The organism is Paraburkholderia fungorum (assembly GCF_046027215.1).
Taxonomy (GTDB): domain Bacteria; phylum Pseudomonadota; class Gammaproteobacteria; order Burkholderiales; family Burkholderiaceae; genus Paraburkholderia; species Paraburkholderia fungorum_D.
In genome coordinates this window covers 4586539-4603259 of sequence record NZ_JAQQEN010000001.1, presented here as the reverse complement: position 1 = coordinate 4603259, position 16721 = coordinate 4586539, and the positions used below count along the sequence as shown (strand labels likewise).

The window sequence follows — 16721 nt, the reverse complement described above, 5'->3', positions numbered from 1 at the left end:
CTGAATCGCCGCGGCGCGCGCCAGCTGGTTGGCCTTACCGGTCACGAAGTTGTCGAAGGTCAGCACGGGGTTGAGCTTCGAGCGCTCGTACATCGAGTCGTTTTCGCCGTTGCTGTTCGAGCCGGCGCTTTGGCCCGGACGCCACGTGCGGCGTGCCGCCGCCGCTTCGTTGGCGTCGAGGCTGGGGAGATCGAGGTCGGCTGCGTCTTCAGCTGCCGCGCGAGCGTTCGCGTTCAGGTCGGCCGCAGCGCGTGCATTCGCGTTGAGGGTCGCCATCGCGTTGTTCGCGCCATTGGCGCGCGCGGTCTGCATCGCCTGCACGGCGCCGACCGCAGCGTCCACCGCCGCACCGCCGCCCGCATTCACGCCCATCGGCGCAGACGACGACGGACGCGATGGAGCCGGCGCCGCTGCTGCGGGGGCGCGCATGCCTGCCTTGGGGTCCAGTACAAATTGCACATCGACCGGCGCGTGCCAGAAATCGCGTGCCATATCGGAAATGCGGCCCGAGAACTGGCTCTTGACCCAGTCGAGCTTGAAGCGGTTCGGCGCGGCGATGCTAAGCGTGTTCGCAGCAGCGTCGAAGGCGACCGGGGCCAACGGTTTGATCCACGTCACGTACTGCTGGGGCGTGAGCTCACGCTCCAGCAATGCGGAACAGTGTTGCCAGAAATCGTTCATCAAGTTGCTGTCGTTATGGTGTGCACGGCGGTCGCCGCTGCCCTTGTAGCGCGCGCGCAACAAGGCCCTGAGCAGCCAGGCGTAACGGCTCCAGGCGCTTGTGCCACAAGGGTTTGCGGGGCAAGCGAGCCGGAGCGGCGTGCAGGATTTTTGGGAAGTAAGGCAGGATTCTAACGCCAAATCGACCCTGGAAGGGAGTTATCCACAGGGACCGATCAACTGAAGAAGCGCTCGCGAGCCGCGGCCAAACCAGGCTAAACTATTGACGGCCAAAAGAAAACGGGTTTAAATAGCGGGTTCCGCGAAAACCAATTCTGCACAAACCACCGGCCATTGCGCTTTCAGCGATGATCGCGCGGTTATTTTTCGATCAAGTGAGAGCAACATGAAACGTACTTACCAACCTTCCGTTACCCGCCGCAAGCGCACCCACGGCTTCCGCGTTCGCATGAAGACCGCAGGTGGCCGCAAGGTCATCAACGCACGTCGCGCGAAAGGCCGCAAGCGTCTCGCCATCTAAGGCAGGCGAGCGGATTGCGCGCTCCGTCTGTGGCAAGCGAAGCGGGAGCGGCAGGGGCGCCGCAACAGGGCTCGGTTCCGTTGCGAGCGCAAGCCGCCTTCCCCAAAGCCGCAAGGCTACTGAAAACGGATGAATTTTCATCCGTTTTTCGTTTGCGCCCGTGGCGCCGCACTGCGCACTTCGTGGTGTACGGCCGGCCCACCGGCAATGACGCTCGCTTAGGTCTCGTGATCGGCAAGAAATATGCGCCGCGCGCGGCCACGCGTAATCTGGTACGCCGAATCGCGCGTGAAGCCTTCCGGCTGCGTCGCGCGGAATTCGGTGGTTGGGATGTGTTGCTGCGTTTGCACACGCGCTTCGACAAGAAGGCTTTGCCGAGCGCCTCGTCGCCGCCGTTGAAGGCGCTGTGCCGCAGCGAGATAGAGGCGCTGCTCGATAAGGCAGCGCGCGAAATTATCCGTCGCGAGGCGCCGCCCGCGGAAGCGCCCAGGACGGAATGACGCTCAAGTGAGCGCCCGCTTTGCAGCTCAGGCCGCTCCGGCAGCCCTGCTGCGCGGGCGTCGCCCGGTACTCCACGTTGCGCGGCGCCGTTAGGCCGCACCAGTCATGCAAACGGTACTCTTCGCTTTACTGCGTTTCTACAAGGTTGCCGTCAGCCCCATGCTCGGCAATCGGTGCCGTTTTTACCCTTCCTGCTCTGATTACGCGCGCGAAGCAATCCAGTATCATGGCGCCGCGCGCGGGACTTATCTCGCCGCCAGGCGTATTTGCCGTTGCCACCCTTTTTCCGCGGGCGGCATCGATCTCGTCCCGCCTCCCACTTCTGAAAAGCGCTGACGCGCCGTTCCATCGACACTGAGACAACGCATGGATATCAAACGCACCGTCCTATGGGTCATCTTTTTCATGTCAGCGGTCATGCTGTTCGACAACTGGCAACGCGACCACGGACGCCCGTCGATGTTCTTCCCGAGCGCCAACCCGACCAAGACGGTCGGTAGTGCCGCACCGGGAACCACGACGCCGGGAACCCAGCCCGCCGATTTGCCGGCCACCAACGCAGCAGCGCCGGGCAATGCGCCGGCCGCGGCACAAGGCCAGCTGATCAAGTTCAGCACCGACGTCTACACCGGTGAGATCGACACCCGTGGCGGCACGCTGTCGAAGCTGTCGCTCGTCAAGCAGGGCGACGGCAAGCAGCCGGATCTGGTCATCACGCTGTTCGACCGCACCGCGAACCACACGTATGTGGCGCGCACGGGTCTGCTCGGCGGCGATTTCCCGAACCATAACGACATCTACACGCCCGTGCCGAACCAGCCGACCGAACTGACGGGCGGCGAGAAATCGTTCAAGCTCAGCTTCGATTCGCCGGTGAAGGGTGGCGTGAAGGTCGTCAAGACCTACACGTTCACACGTGGCAGCTATGTGATCGACGTCGACACGAAGATCGAGAACGTCGGCACCGCGCCGGTGACGCCGTCGGTCTACATGGAACTGGTGCGCGACGACACGCCGGTGGAAACGCCGCGCTTCTCGCACACGTTCATCGGACCGGCTGTCTATACCAGCCAGCACCACTTCCAGAAGATGACGTTCAGCGACATCGACAAGAACAAGGAAGACTTCGTCAATTCGGCCGACAACGGCTGGATCGCGATGGTGCAGCATTACTTCGCGTCGGCGTGGATTCCGCAACAAGGTGTGAAGCGTGACATCTATGTCGAGAAAATCGACCCCACGCTGTATCGCGTCGGCGTGAAGCAACCGGTGGCGACCATCGCCCCGGGCCAGTCGGTTGATGTGTCCGCGCGCCTGTTCGCCGGTCCGGAAGAAGAGCGCATGCTCGAAGGCATCGCACCGGGTCTGGAACTGGTGAAGGACTATGGCTGGGTCACGATCATCGCCAAGCCGCTGTTCTGGCTGCTCGAGAAGATCCACAGCTATGTCGGCAACTGGGGCTGGTCGATCGTGCTGCTCACGCTGCTGATCAAGGCCGTGTTCTTCCCGCTGTCGGCCGCGAGCTACAAGTCGATGGCGCGCATGAAGGCAATCACGCCGCGTATGCAGGCGCTGCGCGAACGCTTCAAGGGCGATCCGCAGAAAATGAACTCGGCGCTGATGGAGCTGTACAAGACCGAGAAGGTCAATCCGTTCGGCGGCTGTCTGCCGGTCGTGATTCAGATCCCGGTGTTCATCTCGCTGTACTGGGTGCTGCTGTCGTCGGTTGAAATGCGCGGTGCGCCGTGGATTCTCTGGATTCACGATCTGTCGCAGCAAGACCCGTTCTTCATCCTGCCGGTGCTGATGGCCGTCTCGATGTTCCTGCAGACCAAGCTGAACCCGACGCCGCCGGACCCGGTTCAAGCCAAGATGATGATGTTCATGCCGATCGCGTTTTCGGTGATGTTCTTCTTCTTCCCGGCCGGTCTGGTGCTGTACTACGTCGTGAATAACGTGCTGTCGATCGCCCAGCAGTACTACATCACGCGGATGATGGGGCAGTCGAAGACGAAAACGGCCTGATTGATGTCTTGCTCACGGTGGACGGCAGTGACGCCCACCGTCTGATACAAGCAGAAGCCCGCTGTAAAAAAGCCGCCCGGTTTGCGCCGGGCGGCTTTTTTGTTGCATGGCCGAGGGGGTTTATTTGTCTTCGGGTGTGGTGGGAGCTTGCTGCTCCGCGCCGCCATCAAATTCCGTGATCATTTCTTCGAGTAAATTGCGCCGCTTGGGCGGTAAGCTTTGGAACCTCGACGCCCATTCGAGCGTTTCGGGTGTCAGTGGATATTTCTCGCCGCGAGCAAGCGGTTTAGTCTTGCTTGACGGACCCGGCCCGTACTGCAGCCAGTGAAGATCTATTTGCAGCCACTCGGCCAAAACGCGCAACTTATCGGGTTTCGGGATCGTCGTACCAGTAAGCCATTTGTGGGCGGTTTGCGGCGAGATCGCCGGGCCGCTGGCATAGAGGAAATTGAATTTTTTGGCTAAACCTGTCCCGCCCTTGGCGTCGTGCGGGAGTGAGTCTTTCAGCCGTTTGGCGAAAGCAAGTTTTTCTTTGGAGGTCGGCATGGGCCCGATTGTGCAATTCAGCGCATCATCAGTGGACAACCAATTGGGCTATGTTTTAGCGTAAATAAGCTATTTTTAGCCTGAAATGACCACCAAATAACGCCTTTCGCGATTTCACCGGAAATCGGTTTTTTCCTTTTCTGATGGGGCTTTCCGGTGTTTTCGTGCGTCGATGAGTCGCACTGGTCGCTTAGCCCATCTTAGCTCACTTAAGATAAATCCTTATTTATCTGATGAAATCACCAAAGCATTAAGAATCTCGGGCCGCTCAAGGCCTGCCTCAATGCCCGCGATACAATCCCCGGCGCCCGCTCGCTCGCACTCGATTCCTTCTGATAGCCTCGTCCCCATGCTCACTACCGATTCCGATCCGATCGTCGCCATTGCCACCGCACCCGGCCGAGGCGGAATCGGAGTCGTGCGGATTTCATTGGGCCGCGCAGCGGAAGCCGCCGCATTGCCCTTGATGCAGACGCTAACCGGCCAGACGCTCGCGCCGCGTCACGCCAGCTATGTGCCGTTTCTCGATGCCGGCGGCAATGTGCTGGATCGCGGCATCGCGCTGTATTTCCCCGCGCCCCACTCTTACACCGGCGAGCATGTCCTCGAATTGCAGGGCCACGGCGGTCCAGTGGTGCTGCAACTGGTCCTGCAGCGCTGCATCGACGCCGGCCGCGCGTTCGGCTTGCGGCTGGCCGAACCCGGCGAGTTCACACGCCGCGCGTTTCTCAACGACAAGCTCGATCTTGCGCAAGCCGAAGCCGTCGCCGATCTGATCGAAGCCAGCACCGAGGCAGCCGCGCGCTCGGCGGGACGCTCGCTCGACGGCGCGTTTTCGCGCGACATCCACGCGCTGGTCGAAGAGGTGATCACGCTGCGGATGCTGGTCGAAGCCACGCTCGATTTCCCCGAAGAAGAAATCGATTTCCTCGAAGCGGCGGACGCCCGCGGCAAACTCGCCCGGATTCGTGAGCGCCTCGCGCACGTGCTGAGCGAGGCGCGGCAAGGGGCGCTGCTGCGCGAGGGCTTGTCGGTCGTGCTGGCCGGACAGCCGAACGTCGGCAAGTCGTCGTTGCTGAACGCGCTGGCCGGCGCCGAGTTGGCCATCGTCACGCCGATCGCCGGCACGACCCGCGACAAGGTCGCGCAGACCATCCAGATCGAAGGGATTCCGCTGCATGTGATCGACACCGCCGGCCTACGGGATACCGAGGACGAAGTGGAGAAAATCGGCATCGCGCGAACGTGGAGCGAGATTGAACGCGCGGACGTCGTGTTGCACCTGCTCGATGCGCGCGCCGGCATGACGGACGAAGACGAAGTGATCGCCGCGCGCTTTCCGGGCGGTGTGCCGGTGGTGCGGGTGCTGAACAAGACGGACCTGACCGGCCTCACGCCGGCGGCGCAGTCGCTCGATGCGAACCTCGATCTGAGCGAAGTGCGGCTGTCGGCGAAACAGGGCGACGGCGTCGCGCTGCTGCGCGAAGAGTTATTGCGAATCGCCGGCTGGCAGGCGGGCGCGGAGAGCGTGTACCTCGCACGCGAGCGGCATCTGATTGCGCTGCGTGCAGCGCAGGAGCATTTGGCGACGGCCGCCGCGCACGCCGATCAGAATTCGCAGGCCCTGGATCTGTTCGCCGAAGAGCTGCGGCTTGCACAGGATCAACTGAACTCGATCACCGGCGAATTCAGCTCGGACGATCTGCTCGGCGTGATTTTCAGCCGGTTTTGCATCGGCAAGTAGATTCCAGCTGCTCAATGATGGCGGAAAGCCGATACGCAAAGGGAAACACGGTATTTTTCGCACGACACGCCGCAGCGCGATAACCCACCTTTGTTGACCCAAAAATGGTCAATCTGTTGGTACACAGAGGATAGGCGGTTTAAAATCCCCGCTGCCCGTGTATCGACGAATCGATCATGCCCAAACTCGCCGCGCCCCTCACCGAAAGCCAGATCCGTGCACTCGAACCGCGCCCGACGCGGTATTGCGTAGCAGACGGCAATGGTCTCGTCATCGAAGTCATGACGACCGGCACCAAAGTCTGGCGCTTCCGCTATTCGCTGAACGGCAAACGGCAACCGCTTGCCACGATCGGCGACTACCGGATGATTTCGCTGCGCGTCGCACGCGCCAAGGCGCAGAAGTATGCAGAGATGGTCGCAAGCGGCGTCTCGCCGGTGGCCACGGCACGCCGCGACCGCGGCGCGGAAAGCAAGGCCGATGTGCTGCGGGAGGGGGCGGAACTCTATTTCGCAACCGAAATCGCCGGCAAGTCGGACGAATATCAGCGCACCACACGGCGAGCGCTCGAAAAGGATGTGTTGCCCGCGATCGGCGGCAAGCCGATCAAAGCCGTGACGGAAGCCGATATTCGCTCGATATGCGACCAGATCAAAAGCCGTGGCTCACCCAAAATGGCGCTGCACACGCGCAACGCGGTCAAGCGGCTATATGCGTATCTGATAGCACGGCAGCTGGCCACCACCAATCCGGCAGAGCTGATCCCCGCCCGCTTCATCGCCACGCCGACCAGCCGCACCCGCGTGCTCAATCCGGACGAAATCGGCGCCATGCTCCGGTCGATCTATGCATCGAGCCTGCGCAGGCCGCTGAAGCTGGCCCTGCATCTGCTGGTGCTGACGATGGTCCGCAAATCGGAGCTCATCGAAGCAACCTGGTCGGAGTTCGACCTCGACGCCGGGCTCTGGACACTGCCCACCTCGCGCGTGAACAAGGATCGCGAGCGCTGCGTGCACCTTCCGCGTCAGGCGGTTGCCATGCTTCGGGAGTTGCACGGCGCGCGCGCCAGCCGAAAGTTCGTATTCCCTAGCGTCAGGGGCGACGATCGGCCCATCGCGAAGAGCACTTTGAATCAGGCGGTCAAGGCGCTCGGACTCGACGTCGAGCATTTTGTCTTACATGATTTCCGTCGCACCGCCTCCACGCACTTGCGTGAAATGGGTCAGCCTTTGGGCGCCGTCGAAAACGCTGCGGCACATGCAGCAAAAGATGCTCATGGCATGAACAACCACGCCGGGCAGCGCCCTGCTCTGCAGCTTTGGGCGGACTTTGTCGATGTCCAGATCGACGGCGGCCGCGAGCGGGTAACCGGCTAGGCCAACAGGGATTGGGCGGGGCGCGTGGTCCGTCCAGCCGGCGACAGCGGCTCCGTAAGATGGTACACAGATGACAATGAAAAATCCCTAACCATATGTATTAACTACAAAAACAAGAATCTTTAGTAGGTTATAAACTGAGCCCTAAATTCTCACCTTCACCCCTTCCCAACCACCCATCAAAGCTTTTTTTTCTCGCGATTCATCGCCTACACTGAAGCATGGTTGCAACCCCATACGGAGGCGCCCATGTCTGAATCGTTGATGGCTTATCTGCTGGGACCTTTGGTGATGCTATTGGTCGGTGTCGCGATCTGGGCCGCGTCGCACTACCACCAAAAGGCAAAACCCGAGCGCCTCGAGCGCTGGCTCGATACGCACTATGCAGAGTGGCTGCATCACAAGCACTAAGTTAGGCACCCGATAAAAAGGCCGTCGCGCGTTGCGACGGCCTTTCTGTCTATGGCGCGAGCTAACCCCACACAACCCACCGCATTCGCCCGATCAATGTAAAATTCGCCGCATAACCCGTCAGACAAATCCGACAACTCGCGAAACTTCCCAGTCCTGGGATCCCACGCGCCACACAAGCGTCGGCAGACGAGTGTCGAGACGAAGCCAAAAAGTAAGGGGCGTGCGCGTGAAACAATGGACCATCCGGCGACGGATTCTGTGCAGCTTCGGCATCGTCCTGGTTGTGATGCTGGCCATGGCGATTGTCACTTTCGAGCAACTTGGCGGCATCGACCGCGATGCGAAGAGCCAGCAGCAGGACTCGATGCCTGGCCTTTACTACGCCACCGCAATGCGCGCGGCATGGTTCGAGAACTACACGGTGACGCAACGTCTGATCTATGTCGACGCGGACCCGGAGTCCGTCAAACGCGACACCACGCGCCTGACCGAAACCCAGCAAACGCTTGAGAAGCTCCTGAGCGACTACGGCAGCACCGTCTTCCGCCAGGTCGACCGCGACCTGTTCAATGATTTCCGTCGGCAACACGCGCAGTATCTGCCGCTCCAGGCGTCGCTGCTGGACACGCTGCCGGGTTCGAAAGAGAACGCCGTGCGCATCTTTAACGCACAACTCACGCCGATCTGGGAAGCCGGCCGGCTCTCGATGCGCAAGCTGGTCGACGACAACAAGAGCTACGCTGACGAATCCGCCGACAGCATCCGCAATTCGGTTGAAACCACCCGTATCGTGCTGCTCGTGATGTTGCTGATCGCCGCCATCGTCGCGGCGCTGGCCGGTTACTGGCTGCTGCGTGCCGTCACTACGCCGATGGCCAAGGTGCTGCAAGTGGTCGACGTGATGCGCACCGGCGATCTGACGCAACGTCTGCAGCTGAACCGCGCCGACGAGATCGGCGCGCTCGAAGCCGGCTTCAACCGGATGACCGACGAGCTGACCGCGCTGGTCGGCCAGGCGCAGAAGTCGGCGGTACAGGTCACCACATCGGTCACGGAAATCGCCGCCACCTCGCGCGAACAGCAGGCCACCGCGAACGAAACCGCCGCCACCACGACCGAGATCGGCGCCACCTCACGCGAAATCTTCGCGACCTCGCGTGATCTGCTGCGCACGATGAACGAAGTCTCCGAAGTCGCCGGCCAGTCCGCCGCGCTCGCGGGCACCGGCCACGCCGGCCTCACGCGCATGGAAGAAACCATGCGCCTCGTGATGGAGGCAGCCGGTTCGGTGAACGCCAAGCTCGCGATCCTCAACGAGAAAGCCAGCAACATCAACCAGGTCGTCGCCACCATCACCAAGGTCGCGGACCAGACCAACCTGCTGTCGCTGAACGCGGCGATCGAAGCTGAAAAGGCGGGTGAATATGGCCGTGGCTTCGCGGTCGTGGCAACCGAAATCCGCCGCCTCGCCGATCAAACCGCCGTCGCGACTTACGACATCGAACAGATGGTGAAGGAAATCCAGTCGGCGGTGGCCGCGGGCGTGATGGGCATGGACAAGTTCTCCGAAGAAGTACGGCGCGGCATGCTCGACGTACAGAACGTGGGCGGCCATCTCACGCAGATCATCCAGCAGGTGCAGGCGCTTGCGCCGCGCTTCTCGATGGTCAACGAAGGCATGCAGACCCAGGCGACCGGCGCGGAGCAGATCACCCAGGCATTGACGCAACTGTCGGAGGCCGCGCAGCAGACGGCGGAATCGTTGCGCCAGTCGACTCAGGCCATCGACGATCTGACCCACGTCGCCAATAGCCTGCGCACGGGCGTGTCGCGCTTCAAGGTACAAGCCTGACGCGCCGCGGAGCGCAGCCACTCCCCAGCCCACGCACACGCCGATGCTCTTCATCCTCTTCACGCTCGATAACGAACGTTACGTGATCGACGCGACGCAGGTGGAGCGTCTCATGCCGCTCACGCCGCAGTCGCCGCCCAAGGCGATCCCCGGCGCGCCGCTGTGGGTCGCGGGCGTGCTCGATTACGACGGCGTGCCGCTGCCGGTGATCGATCTGCCGGCGCTCGCGCTCGGCCGCCCCGCCGCGCAACTGATGTCGACCCGTCTGGTGCTGGTGCGCTACCCGCACGCAGGCGCCGTGCGGCTGCTCGGACTGCTGCTCGAAGGCGCGACGCGCACTATTCGTCTGGAGGCCGAAGCTTTCCATGATGCCGGCATCGACACGCCGCACGCGCGCTATCTCGGTCCGGTGGCCAGCGAGGCCGGTGGTCTGGTGCAATGGATTCGCGTCGAGCATCTATTGCCGGACGACGTCAAAGCGCTGCTCTTTCCCGAGGCGCACGCGTGAACGCGCCCCACCACAACGCGCCGCTCTATCGGCGCTTCGCCGATCTGCTGCATCGAACCATCGGGCTCGATGCCGCGTCGGTCGGTCATAGCGCGATCGAGCGCGCGGTCGATCTGCGCGCCGCCGCCTGGTATGCGAACGGCCACCCAGGCGCCACGCTGGACGACTATTGGGACGCGGCACAGGCATCGCCCGCGCTCGTGCAGGCGCTGATCGAAACTGTCATCGTGCCGGAAACGTGGTTCTATCGCGACGCCGACGCCTTCAAGGCGCTTGCGCGGCTGGCGCACGACTGTCTATCCCGGCGCGGCACGGCGCTGCCGCTGCGGATTCTGAGCCTGCCCTGCTCGACCGGCGAAGAACCGTACACCATCGCGATGACCCTGCTCGACGCCGGCATCGACGCCGCGAACCTGCGCATCGACGCGCTGGATATCAGCGAGCGCTCGCTCGCCGTCGCGCAGCGCGCCGTGTATGGCCGCAACTCGTTTCGCGGCAACGCCTTCCCGTTTCGCGACGCACACTTCACCCGCACCGAAGACGGCTGGCGTCTGGCGCCGCGCATTGCCGAAACGGTGCGGTTCTCGCGCGCCAATCTGATGCAACTCGACGCTTCGGCGCTCGGCGTCTACGACTTCGTGTTCTGCCGCAACGTGCTGATTTATTTCGATCGCGAAGCGCAGCAGACGGCGTTGAACGCGCTCAATAGCGTGCTCGCCGAAAGCGGCACGCTATTTGTCGGGCCGTCCGAAACCGGGCTGTTGATGCGCTATGGCATGCAGTCCGCGAAGATTCCGTTGGCGTTCGCTTTCCACCGCGCCGAGACCGCTGCCGTACCGTTCCAGGGCTGGCACACTGCGCCGCTCGCGAATGCCGCCGCCCTCGCGATGACACATGCGCCGGTGCCCGCGCTGGCACCGCTGCAAGTCTTCTCCGCCAAGCCCTTCGCATGGCCCGATCCGGTGGCCCGAACGCCATTGAATGGCAGCACGCAGCAGGCGTCGACGTCGTTAAAGACCGCGTGGCAGCCGCAGGAACACATGCCGCCGTCTTCCGCGCCGAGCCATGCCGCGCGCGACACACTGCAAGCCGCGCGCACATTGGCCGACGCCGGGCGTCTGACGGAAGCCGCTGCAGCCCTCACCGCTTATCTGGAACAACACCCACCGCACGCCGATGCGTTCTATCTGCTCGGTGTGCTCGCCGACGCCAACGGCGAGACAAGCCTCGCACGCGGCCACTATCGCAAGGCGCTTTACCTCGATCCGCAGCACGCTGAAGCATTGGCGCATCTCGCGACGCTGCTGGAACTCGAAGGCGATCGCAACGGCGCCCGTCTGCTGATGCAACGCGCGTCGCGTGCGCAGGGAGCACAACGTGGCTGACGCTCGCGCGGTGGTTTTCGACGATTGCTGGAACCGCATTGGCGTGCGCGGCGACTCGTCGTGCGAGCGGCTCGAAGAATATGTGCGCTGCCTGAATTGCCCGGTGTTCGAAGCGGCTGCGGCGCGGCTGCTCGAGCGCCCGATTCCGCTCGTGGATCTCTCGCAGCACGATCTCCGCACCCCCACGCAAGCGGCGCCGCAAGGGGCCAGCGAATCGTTCCTCGTGTTTCGCATCGACGACGAGTGGCTCGCGCTGCCCACGCCGATCTTCAAACGCATCGTGCAGACGCGGCCGATTCATACGCTGCCGCATCGGCAGCATCGCGCGGTGCTGGGTGTGGTCAATGTGCAGGGCGAATTGCTGGTGTGTCTCTCGCTCGCGCATCTGCTCGGTTTCGAACCAGGTACTGCTGCGCCGGACGGCAAAGCACGTCACGAATTGCCGCGTTTGCTGGTGGTCTCGCGTGAGGAAGAGCACGCGGTCTTTCCCGTGGACCAGGTCGACGGCGTGCATCGGATCGCGTTGTCCACCTTCCGGGCGCCGCCCGCCACGCTCTCGCACGCGGCCGCTGCGCACACGCGGGCAGTCGCGCCGTGGCGCGGCGTGACGATCGGCCTGCTCGATGCCGACGCGCTATTCGACACCTTGAACCGGAGTCTCGGATGACGGACGACCCGCGCCGCCCGTCGCTGATCGATCTGTTCCGCGAAGAAGCGCGGACCCAGGCACGCGTGCTCAACGACGGCCTGCTCGCCCTCGACCGTGCCCCGCGCGACGCCGCCGCGCTCGAAGCCTGCATGCGCGCGGCCCATTCGCTCAAGGGCGCGGCACGCATTGTCGGCATGCAGGTGGGCGTCGAACTCGCGCATGAGATGGAAGAGTGCTTCGTCGCCGCGCAGGAAGGACGCGCGTTGCTGGACGCCGCGTGGATCGACGCACTGTTGCGCGGTGTCGATATCGTCACGCGCATCGGCAACGACGAAGACGCGTCCGCGCGCGACGCGGTCGGCGCATGCGTGGCGCAATTGCAGGCGCGCATGGCGAAGGTGACGCCGCATGGCGCGGCCGCATCCACCGCGCCTGTGTCACCCGCTGCATCAAGCAACGATGACGGCACATTCAACCTGCTCGCCGACGCCCTGCGCGCCGAAGCACCGCCCGTCGAAATCACCCCCGTGCCCACGCCGGTTTCCAGCGAAGCGGCAACCACGGCCAACGAACCCGGCCGCATGCTGCGCGTACGCGCCGACAACCTCGACCGCCTGCTGTCCTTATCGGGCGAATCGCTGGTGGAATCGCGCTGGCTCAAACCGTTCGCGCAATCGATGCTGCGTGTCAAACGCGTCCAGCGGGACAGCACGCGCGCGCTAGATCAGTTGCACGAAGCGCTCGCTGACCTGAAGCTCGATCCGCGCACGCAAGCCGCGCTCGAAGAAGTGCGCCGCCTCACCGCGGAATCGCACCATCTGATCGGCGAGCGTCTCGCCGATCTGGAAAGCTTCGACCGTCGCTCGACGCACCTCTCGCAACAGCTTTACGACGCCGCCCTGCAATGCCGGATGCGTCCGTTCGGCGACGGCACCAGCGGCCTCGCGCGCATGGTGCGCGACGTCGCGCGGTCGCTCGGCAAGAAGGTGCGCTGGCAACTGGTCGGCGAATCGACTCAGGTGGACCGCGACATCCTCGATCTGCTCGAAGCACCGCTCGGCCACATGCTGCGCAATGCGCTCGACCACGGCATCGAAACGCCCGCCGTGCGCCTCGCACGCGGCAAGCCGGAAGAAGGCACGCTCACGCTCGACGCGCGCCACACTGCGGGCGCGCTGCTCATCTCCGTATCCGACGACGGCGCCGGCATCGACCTCGAGGCGTTGCGCGCGTCGATCGTTCGCAAGAAGCTGGCGAGCGCGGAAACGGCCGCGCGGCTGTCCGAGACCGAACTGCTCGAGTTCCTGTTTCTGCCCGGCTTTTCGCTGCGCGATCAGGTCACCGAGGTATCGGGCCGCGGCGTCGGACTCGATGCGGTGCACGACGTCGTCAAACGCGTGCGCGGCACCGTGCGTATCACGCAGGAACCCGGCCTCGGTACGCGCGTGCAATTGCAGTTGCCGCTCACGCTTTCCGTGATCCGCAGCCTGCTCGTCGAAGTCGCAAACGAGCCGTACGCGGTGCCGCTTGCGCATGTGAATCGCACGCTGCTCGTGAACCGCGCGGATATCGAATTGCTCGAAGGCCATCAGCACATTGCGTTCGACGGCCGCCGCATTGGCGTCGTCACCGCGCATCAGATTCTCGATACCGCACCGCCCGCGCATGAAGCCGGTACCGTCAGCATGGTCGTGATCGGTGACGGCAAAGCGACCTATGGCGTGGTGGTGGATCGCTTTCTCGGCGAGCGGATGCTGGTCGTGCAACCGCTCGACAAGCGTCTGGGCAAGATCCGCAACATCACGGCCGGCGCGCTGATGGAAAACGGTGACCCCGTGCTGATCGCCGACGTCGACGACTGGTTGCGGTCGGTCGAACGGCTGGTGGCCGGCGGCGATCTCAAGCACGCGCGGCACGGCGCGACGCAGGCCGCCCAGCGCATCACGCGGCGCGTGCTGGTGGTCGACGATTCGCTCACCGTGCGCGAACTCGAACGCAAGCTGCTCGCCGCGCGCGGCTACGACGTGACGATCGCCGTCGATGGCATGGACGGCTGGAACGCGGTGCGCGGCGAGCGCTTCGACCTCGTCATCACCGACATTGACATGCCGCGGATGGACGGCATCGAACTCGTCACGCTCATCAAGCGCGATCCACAGTTACAGACGCTGCCGGTGATGATCGTCTCGTACAAGGATCGTGAAGAGGACCGCCGAGCCGGACTGAACGCGGGTGCGGACTATTATCTGGCGAAAGGCAGTTTCCATGACGAAGCACTGCTCGATGCAGTGCGTGATCTAATCGGCGAAGCTTACGGTTAAACCCACGGGTAAAACGGATGAAAATCGGAATCGTCAATGACTTGCCGCTCGCTGTCGAGGCGCTGCGTCGGGCGCTCGCGGCGCGCCACGACTACGAGGTGTTGTGGGTCGCGCAGGATGGCCAGCAGGCCGTCGATTTCTGCTCGGCGCAGCGGCCCGATATCGTGCTGATGGACCTGGTGATGCCGAACGTGGACGGCATCGAGGCCACGCGCCGCATCATGGCACGCGCGCCATGCGCCATCCTGATCGTAACCGTCGACGTGGGCGCGAACGCGTGGCGCGTCTACGAGGCGATGGGCGCGGGTGCGCTCGATGCGGTGGATACGCCCTCGCTGAACGGCCCGGACGCGCACAAGAGCATCGCCACGCTAATCGCAAAGATCGACCGTATCGGTGCGCTGGTCAGGGAGCGTCACGCACCCGGCTCGGCGGCGGAGTCTGCGAAGGCAAACGCGACGAACCGTGACACGCCGCTGGTCGCGATCGGCGCCTCGGCGGGCGGTCCGGCTGCGCTTGCCACCCTGCTCGCCGGCTTGCCGAAGGATTTCGTGGCGGCCACCGTGATCGTGCAGCACGTCGACGCGGCGTTCGCCGCCGGTATGGCCGACTGGCTGAACCAGCACTCGGCGCTGCCGGTGCGGATCGCGCGCGAAGGCGACCGTCCGCAAGCGGGCGTGGTGCTGCTCGCCGCCACCGACGATCACCTGCACCTGAAATCGCCCAACGTGCTGGGCTACACCCGCGTGCCGGAAGAGACGCCCTATCGTCCTTCGGTCGACGTATTTTTTCATAGCGTGGTGGCGCGCTGGCCGGCGCGGGCAGTCGGCCTGCTCCTGACGGGCATGGGCCGCGACGGCGCCATCGGACTCAAGGCGATGCGCACCAAGGGCTACGCTACGATCGCGCAGGACGAAGCGACCAGCGCCGTGTATGGCATGCCGAAAGCCGCCGCCGCGCTCAACGCGGCCGCGGCGATTCTGCCCTTGCCGAGGATTGCCGCAGCGCTCGCGGCGGCCATCGCTCCGTAGCCGCCATGCGCACCGAACACACGCTTCGATTTACCGACATTCATTCTGGCTGACCAACATGAACACTCGCAAACCGTATCAGGACGCCACCGCGCCGGACCTCGCAGAAGACGACGCGATCGCGCAGGCGCACGCGGTTGACGCGCCGAATCACGCTATCGACGACGCCCTGGCGCGCATCCTCGCCAATCCGCCCGCGGCCGAATGCCCGATCATGGTATTGCTGGTCGACGATCAGGCGATCATCGCCGAGGCCGTCCGCCAGGCGCTGGCCGACGAGCCGAGCGTCGATTTCCACTACTGCGCGTCGCCCGAAGAAGCGGTGCGCTGCGCCGAGGGAACCCGCGCCACGGTGATCCTGCAAGACCTCGTCATGCCGGGCACCGACGGCCTCACGCTCGTGCGCCAATACCGGCAGAATCCGGCCACGCGCGATATCCCGATCATCGTGTTGTCCACCAAGGAAGAGCCGCTGGTGAAAAGCGCGGCCTTCGCGGCGGGCGCGAACGACTACCTGGTGAAACTGCCGGACCGTATCGAACTGATCGCGCGGATTCGCTATCACTCGCGCTCGTATCTGAACCTGCTGCAACGCGACGAGGCCTATCGGGCGCTGCGTCAGTCGCAGCAGCAGTTGCTTGCCACCAACCTGGAACTGCAGCGGCTCACACATTCGGATGGTTTAACGGGTTTGTCGAATCGCCGTTACCTCGATCAGTACCTGGCAGCCGAATGGCGACGCGGCACGCGCGACCAGACCGGCCTCGGCTTTCTGATGATCGATGTGGATAATTTCAAGGCCTACAACGACACCTACGGCCACGTGGCCGGCGACGAAGTACTCAAGCGCGTCGCGCATACCGTCGAGTCCTGTCTCGGCCGCTCGCCCGATCTCGCGGCACGCTTCGGTGGCGAAGAATTTGCCGTGGTGTTGCCGGGGACATCGTCGGGTGGATTGCGCTTGCTGGCCGAGAAAATCCGCCTCGCTATCGAGGACCTGAAGATTCCGCACGCCGGGTCCGCAGCCGGCATCGTGACGATCAGCATCGGCGCGGCGACGCTCGTGCCGTCCGCCACCGAACCCGTCACGACGCTAATCGAAGCGGCTGACGTCGGGCTCTATCGTGCGAAACGCGACGGGAAAAATCAGGTGGCGGTGAGTAGCTGA

16 protein-coding genes are annotated in these 16721 nt (G+C 63.7%); 14 read left to right on the top strand and 2 right to left on the bottom strand.

The genetic code is table 11. The features are described from left to right. The coding region (locus tag PQR27_RS20715) for a DnaA N-terminal domain-containing protein (protein WP_408525366.1) at positions 1-681 on the bottom strand (681 nt) is incomplete at its 3' end. A 385-nt stretch (positions 682-1066) separates the two neighbouring features. Between PQR27_RS20715 and rpmH the strand changes: the two genes are divergently transcribed. The 4 genes from rpmH (at position 1067) to yidC (ending at position 3727) form a co-directional block, all read left to right on the top strand. Beyond that, positions 1067-1201: a 50S ribosomal protein L34 gene (gene rpmH / locus PQR27_RS20710; RefSeq protein ID WP_004198824.1), complete on the top strand. Its 135-nt coding sequence runs from the start codon at positions 1067-1069 to the stop codon at positions 1199-1201. Between the two features lie 14 nt (positions 1202-1215). Beyond that, on the top strand, positions 1216-1701 hold the full coding sequence (locus PQR27_RS20705; RefSeq protein ID WP_408525365.1) for a ribonuclease P protein component: 486 nt from the start codon (positions 1216-1218) through the stop codon (positions 1699-1701). 106 nt (positions 1702-1807) lie between these two features. Then, on the top strand, positions 1808-2038 hold the full coding sequence (gene yidD, locus PQR27_RS20700) for a membrane protein insertion efficiency factor YidD (protein WP_081936011.1): 231 nt from the start codon (positions 1808-1810) through the stop codon (positions 2036-2038). A gap of 30 nt (positions 2039-2068) precedes the next feature. Further along, positions 2069-3727 (top strand): membrane protein insertase YidC, encoded by a 1659-nt coding sequence (yidC, locus tag PQR27_RS20695; protein WP_408525364.1) that lies wholly within the window; start codon positions 2069-2071, stop codon positions 3725-3727. Positions 3728-3847: 120 nt separating this feature from the next. Here yidC and PQR27_RS20690 read toward each other — a convergent pair whose 3' ends face one another. Further along, positions 3848-4273 carry a helix-turn-helix domain-containing protein gene (locus PQR27_RS20690; RefSeq protein ID WP_408525363.1) on the bottom strand — a complete coding sequence of 142 codons (426 nt, stop codon included), beginning with the start codon at positions 4271-4273 and terminating at the stop codon, positions 3848-3850. Positions 4274-4622: 349 nt separating this feature from the next. On the opposite strand from PQR27_RS20690, the gene mnmE reads away from it, so the two are divergent. From mnmE to PQR27_RS20640, 10 genes are all read left to right on the top strand, one after another. Continuing rightward, positions 4623-6017 (top strand): tRNA uridine-5-carboxymethylaminomethyl(34) synthesis GTPase MnmE, encoded by a 1395-nt coding sequence (gene mnmE, locus PQR27_RS20685; protein WP_408525362.1) that lies wholly within the window; start codon positions 4623-4625, stop codon positions 6015-6017. Positions 6018-6193: 176 nt separating this feature from the next. After that, positions 6194-7393, top strand: coding sequence for a tyrosine-type recombinase/integrase (locus PQR27_RS20680; RefSeq protein WP_408525361.1), 1200 nt, complete (start codon positions 6194-6196; stop codon positions 7391-7393). A 249-nt stretch (positions 7394-7642) separates the two neighbouring features. Then, entirely contained in the window at positions 7643-7804 is a 162-nt protein-coding gene (locus tag PQR27_RS20675; protein ID WP_408525359.1) for a hypothetical protein, read from the top strand. 229 nt (positions 7805-8033) lie between these two features. After that, on the top strand, positions 8034-9659 hold the full coding sequence (locus tag PQR27_RS20670; RefSeq protein WP_408525358.1) for a methyl-accepting chemotaxis protein: 1626 nt from the start codon (positions 8034-8036) through the stop codon (positions 9657-9659). A 43-nt stretch (positions 9660-9702) separates the two neighbouring features. Beyond that, a complete protein-coding gene (locus PQR27_RS20665) occupies positions 9703-10167 on the top strand; it encodes a chemotaxis protein CheW (protein WP_408525357.1) in 465 nt (154 codons plus the stop codon). Further along, the gene (locus PQR27_RS20660; RefSeq protein ID WP_408525356.1) at positions 10164-11552 is read left to right on the top strand and encodes a CheR family methyltransferase; all 1389 of its coding nucleotides are present in this window, start codon (positions 10164-10166) and stop codon (positions 11550-11552) included. The genes PQR27_RS20665 and PQR27_RS20660 overlap by 4 nt, the downstream gene beginning before the upstream one ends. Continuing rightward, a complete protein-coding gene (locus PQR27_RS20655) occupies positions 11545-12219 on the top strand; it encodes a chemotaxis protein CheW (protein WP_408525355.1) in 675 nt (224 codons plus the stop codon). Before PQR27_RS20660 ends, PQR27_RS20655 begins: the two co-directional genes overlap by 8 nt. Then, entirely contained in the window at positions 12216-14522 is a 2307-nt protein-coding gene (locus PQR27_RS20650; protein ID WP_408525354.1) for a hybrid sensor histidine kinase/response regulator, read from the top strand. The genes PQR27_RS20655 and PQR27_RS20650 overlap by 4 nt, the downstream gene beginning before the upstream one ends. Before the next feature lie 17 nt (positions 14523-14539). Then, complete coding sequence (cheB, locus tag PQR27_RS20645; RefSeq protein WP_408525353.1) at positions 14540-15553, top strand: chemotaxis response regulator protein-glutamate methylesterase; 1014 nt, start codon at positions 14540-14542, stop codon at positions 15551-15553. 58 nt (positions 15554-15611) lie between these two features. Next, on the top strand, positions 15612-16721 hold the full coding sequence (locus PQR27_RS20640; protein WP_408525352.1) for a diguanylate cyclase: 1110 nt from the start codon (positions 15612-15614) through the stop codon (positions 16719-16721).

Coding starts and splice junctions, on each gene's coding strand:
- rpmH (WP_004198824.1), top strand. CDS start 1,067: ATGAAACGTACTTACCAACCTTCCGTTACCCGCCGCAAGCGCACCCAC.
- yidD (WP_081936011.1), top strand. CDS start 1,808: ATGCAAACGGTACTCTTCGCTTTACTGCGTTTCTACAAGGTTGCCGTC.
- yidC (WP_408525364.1), top strand. CDS start 2,069: ATGGATATCAAACGCACCGTCCTATGGGTCATCTTTTTCATGTCAGCG.
- PQR27_RS20690 (WP_408525363.1), bottom strand. CDS start 4,273: ATGCCGACCTCCAAAGAAAAACTTGCTTTCGCCAAACGGCTGAAAGAC.
- mnmE (WP_408525362.1), top strand. CDS start 4,623: ATGCTCACTACCGATTCCGATCCGATCGTCGCCATTGCCACCGCACCC.
- PQR27_RS20680 (WP_408525361.1), top strand. CDS start 6,194: ATGCCCAAACTCGCCGCGCCCCTCACCGAAAGCCAGATCCGTGCACTC.
- PQR27_RS20675 (WP_408525359.1), top strand. CDS start 7,643: ATGTCTGAATCGTTGATGGCTTATCTGCTGGGACCTTTGGTGATGCTA.
- PQR27_RS20665 (WP_408525357.1), top strand. CDS start 9,703: ATGCTCTTCATCCTCTTCACGCTCGATAACGAACGTTACGTGATCGAC.
- PQR27_RS20650 (WP_408525354.1), top strand. CDS start 12,216: ATGACGGACGACCCGCGCCGCCCGTCGCTGATCGATCTGTTCCGCGAA.
- cheB (WP_408525353.1), top strand. CDS start 14,540: ATGAAAATCGGAATCGTCAATGACTTGCCGCTCGCTGTCGAGGCGCTG.
- PQR27_RS20640 (WP_408525352.1), top strand. CDS start 15,612: ATGAACACTCGCAAACCGTATCAGGACGCCACCGCGCCGGACCTCGCA.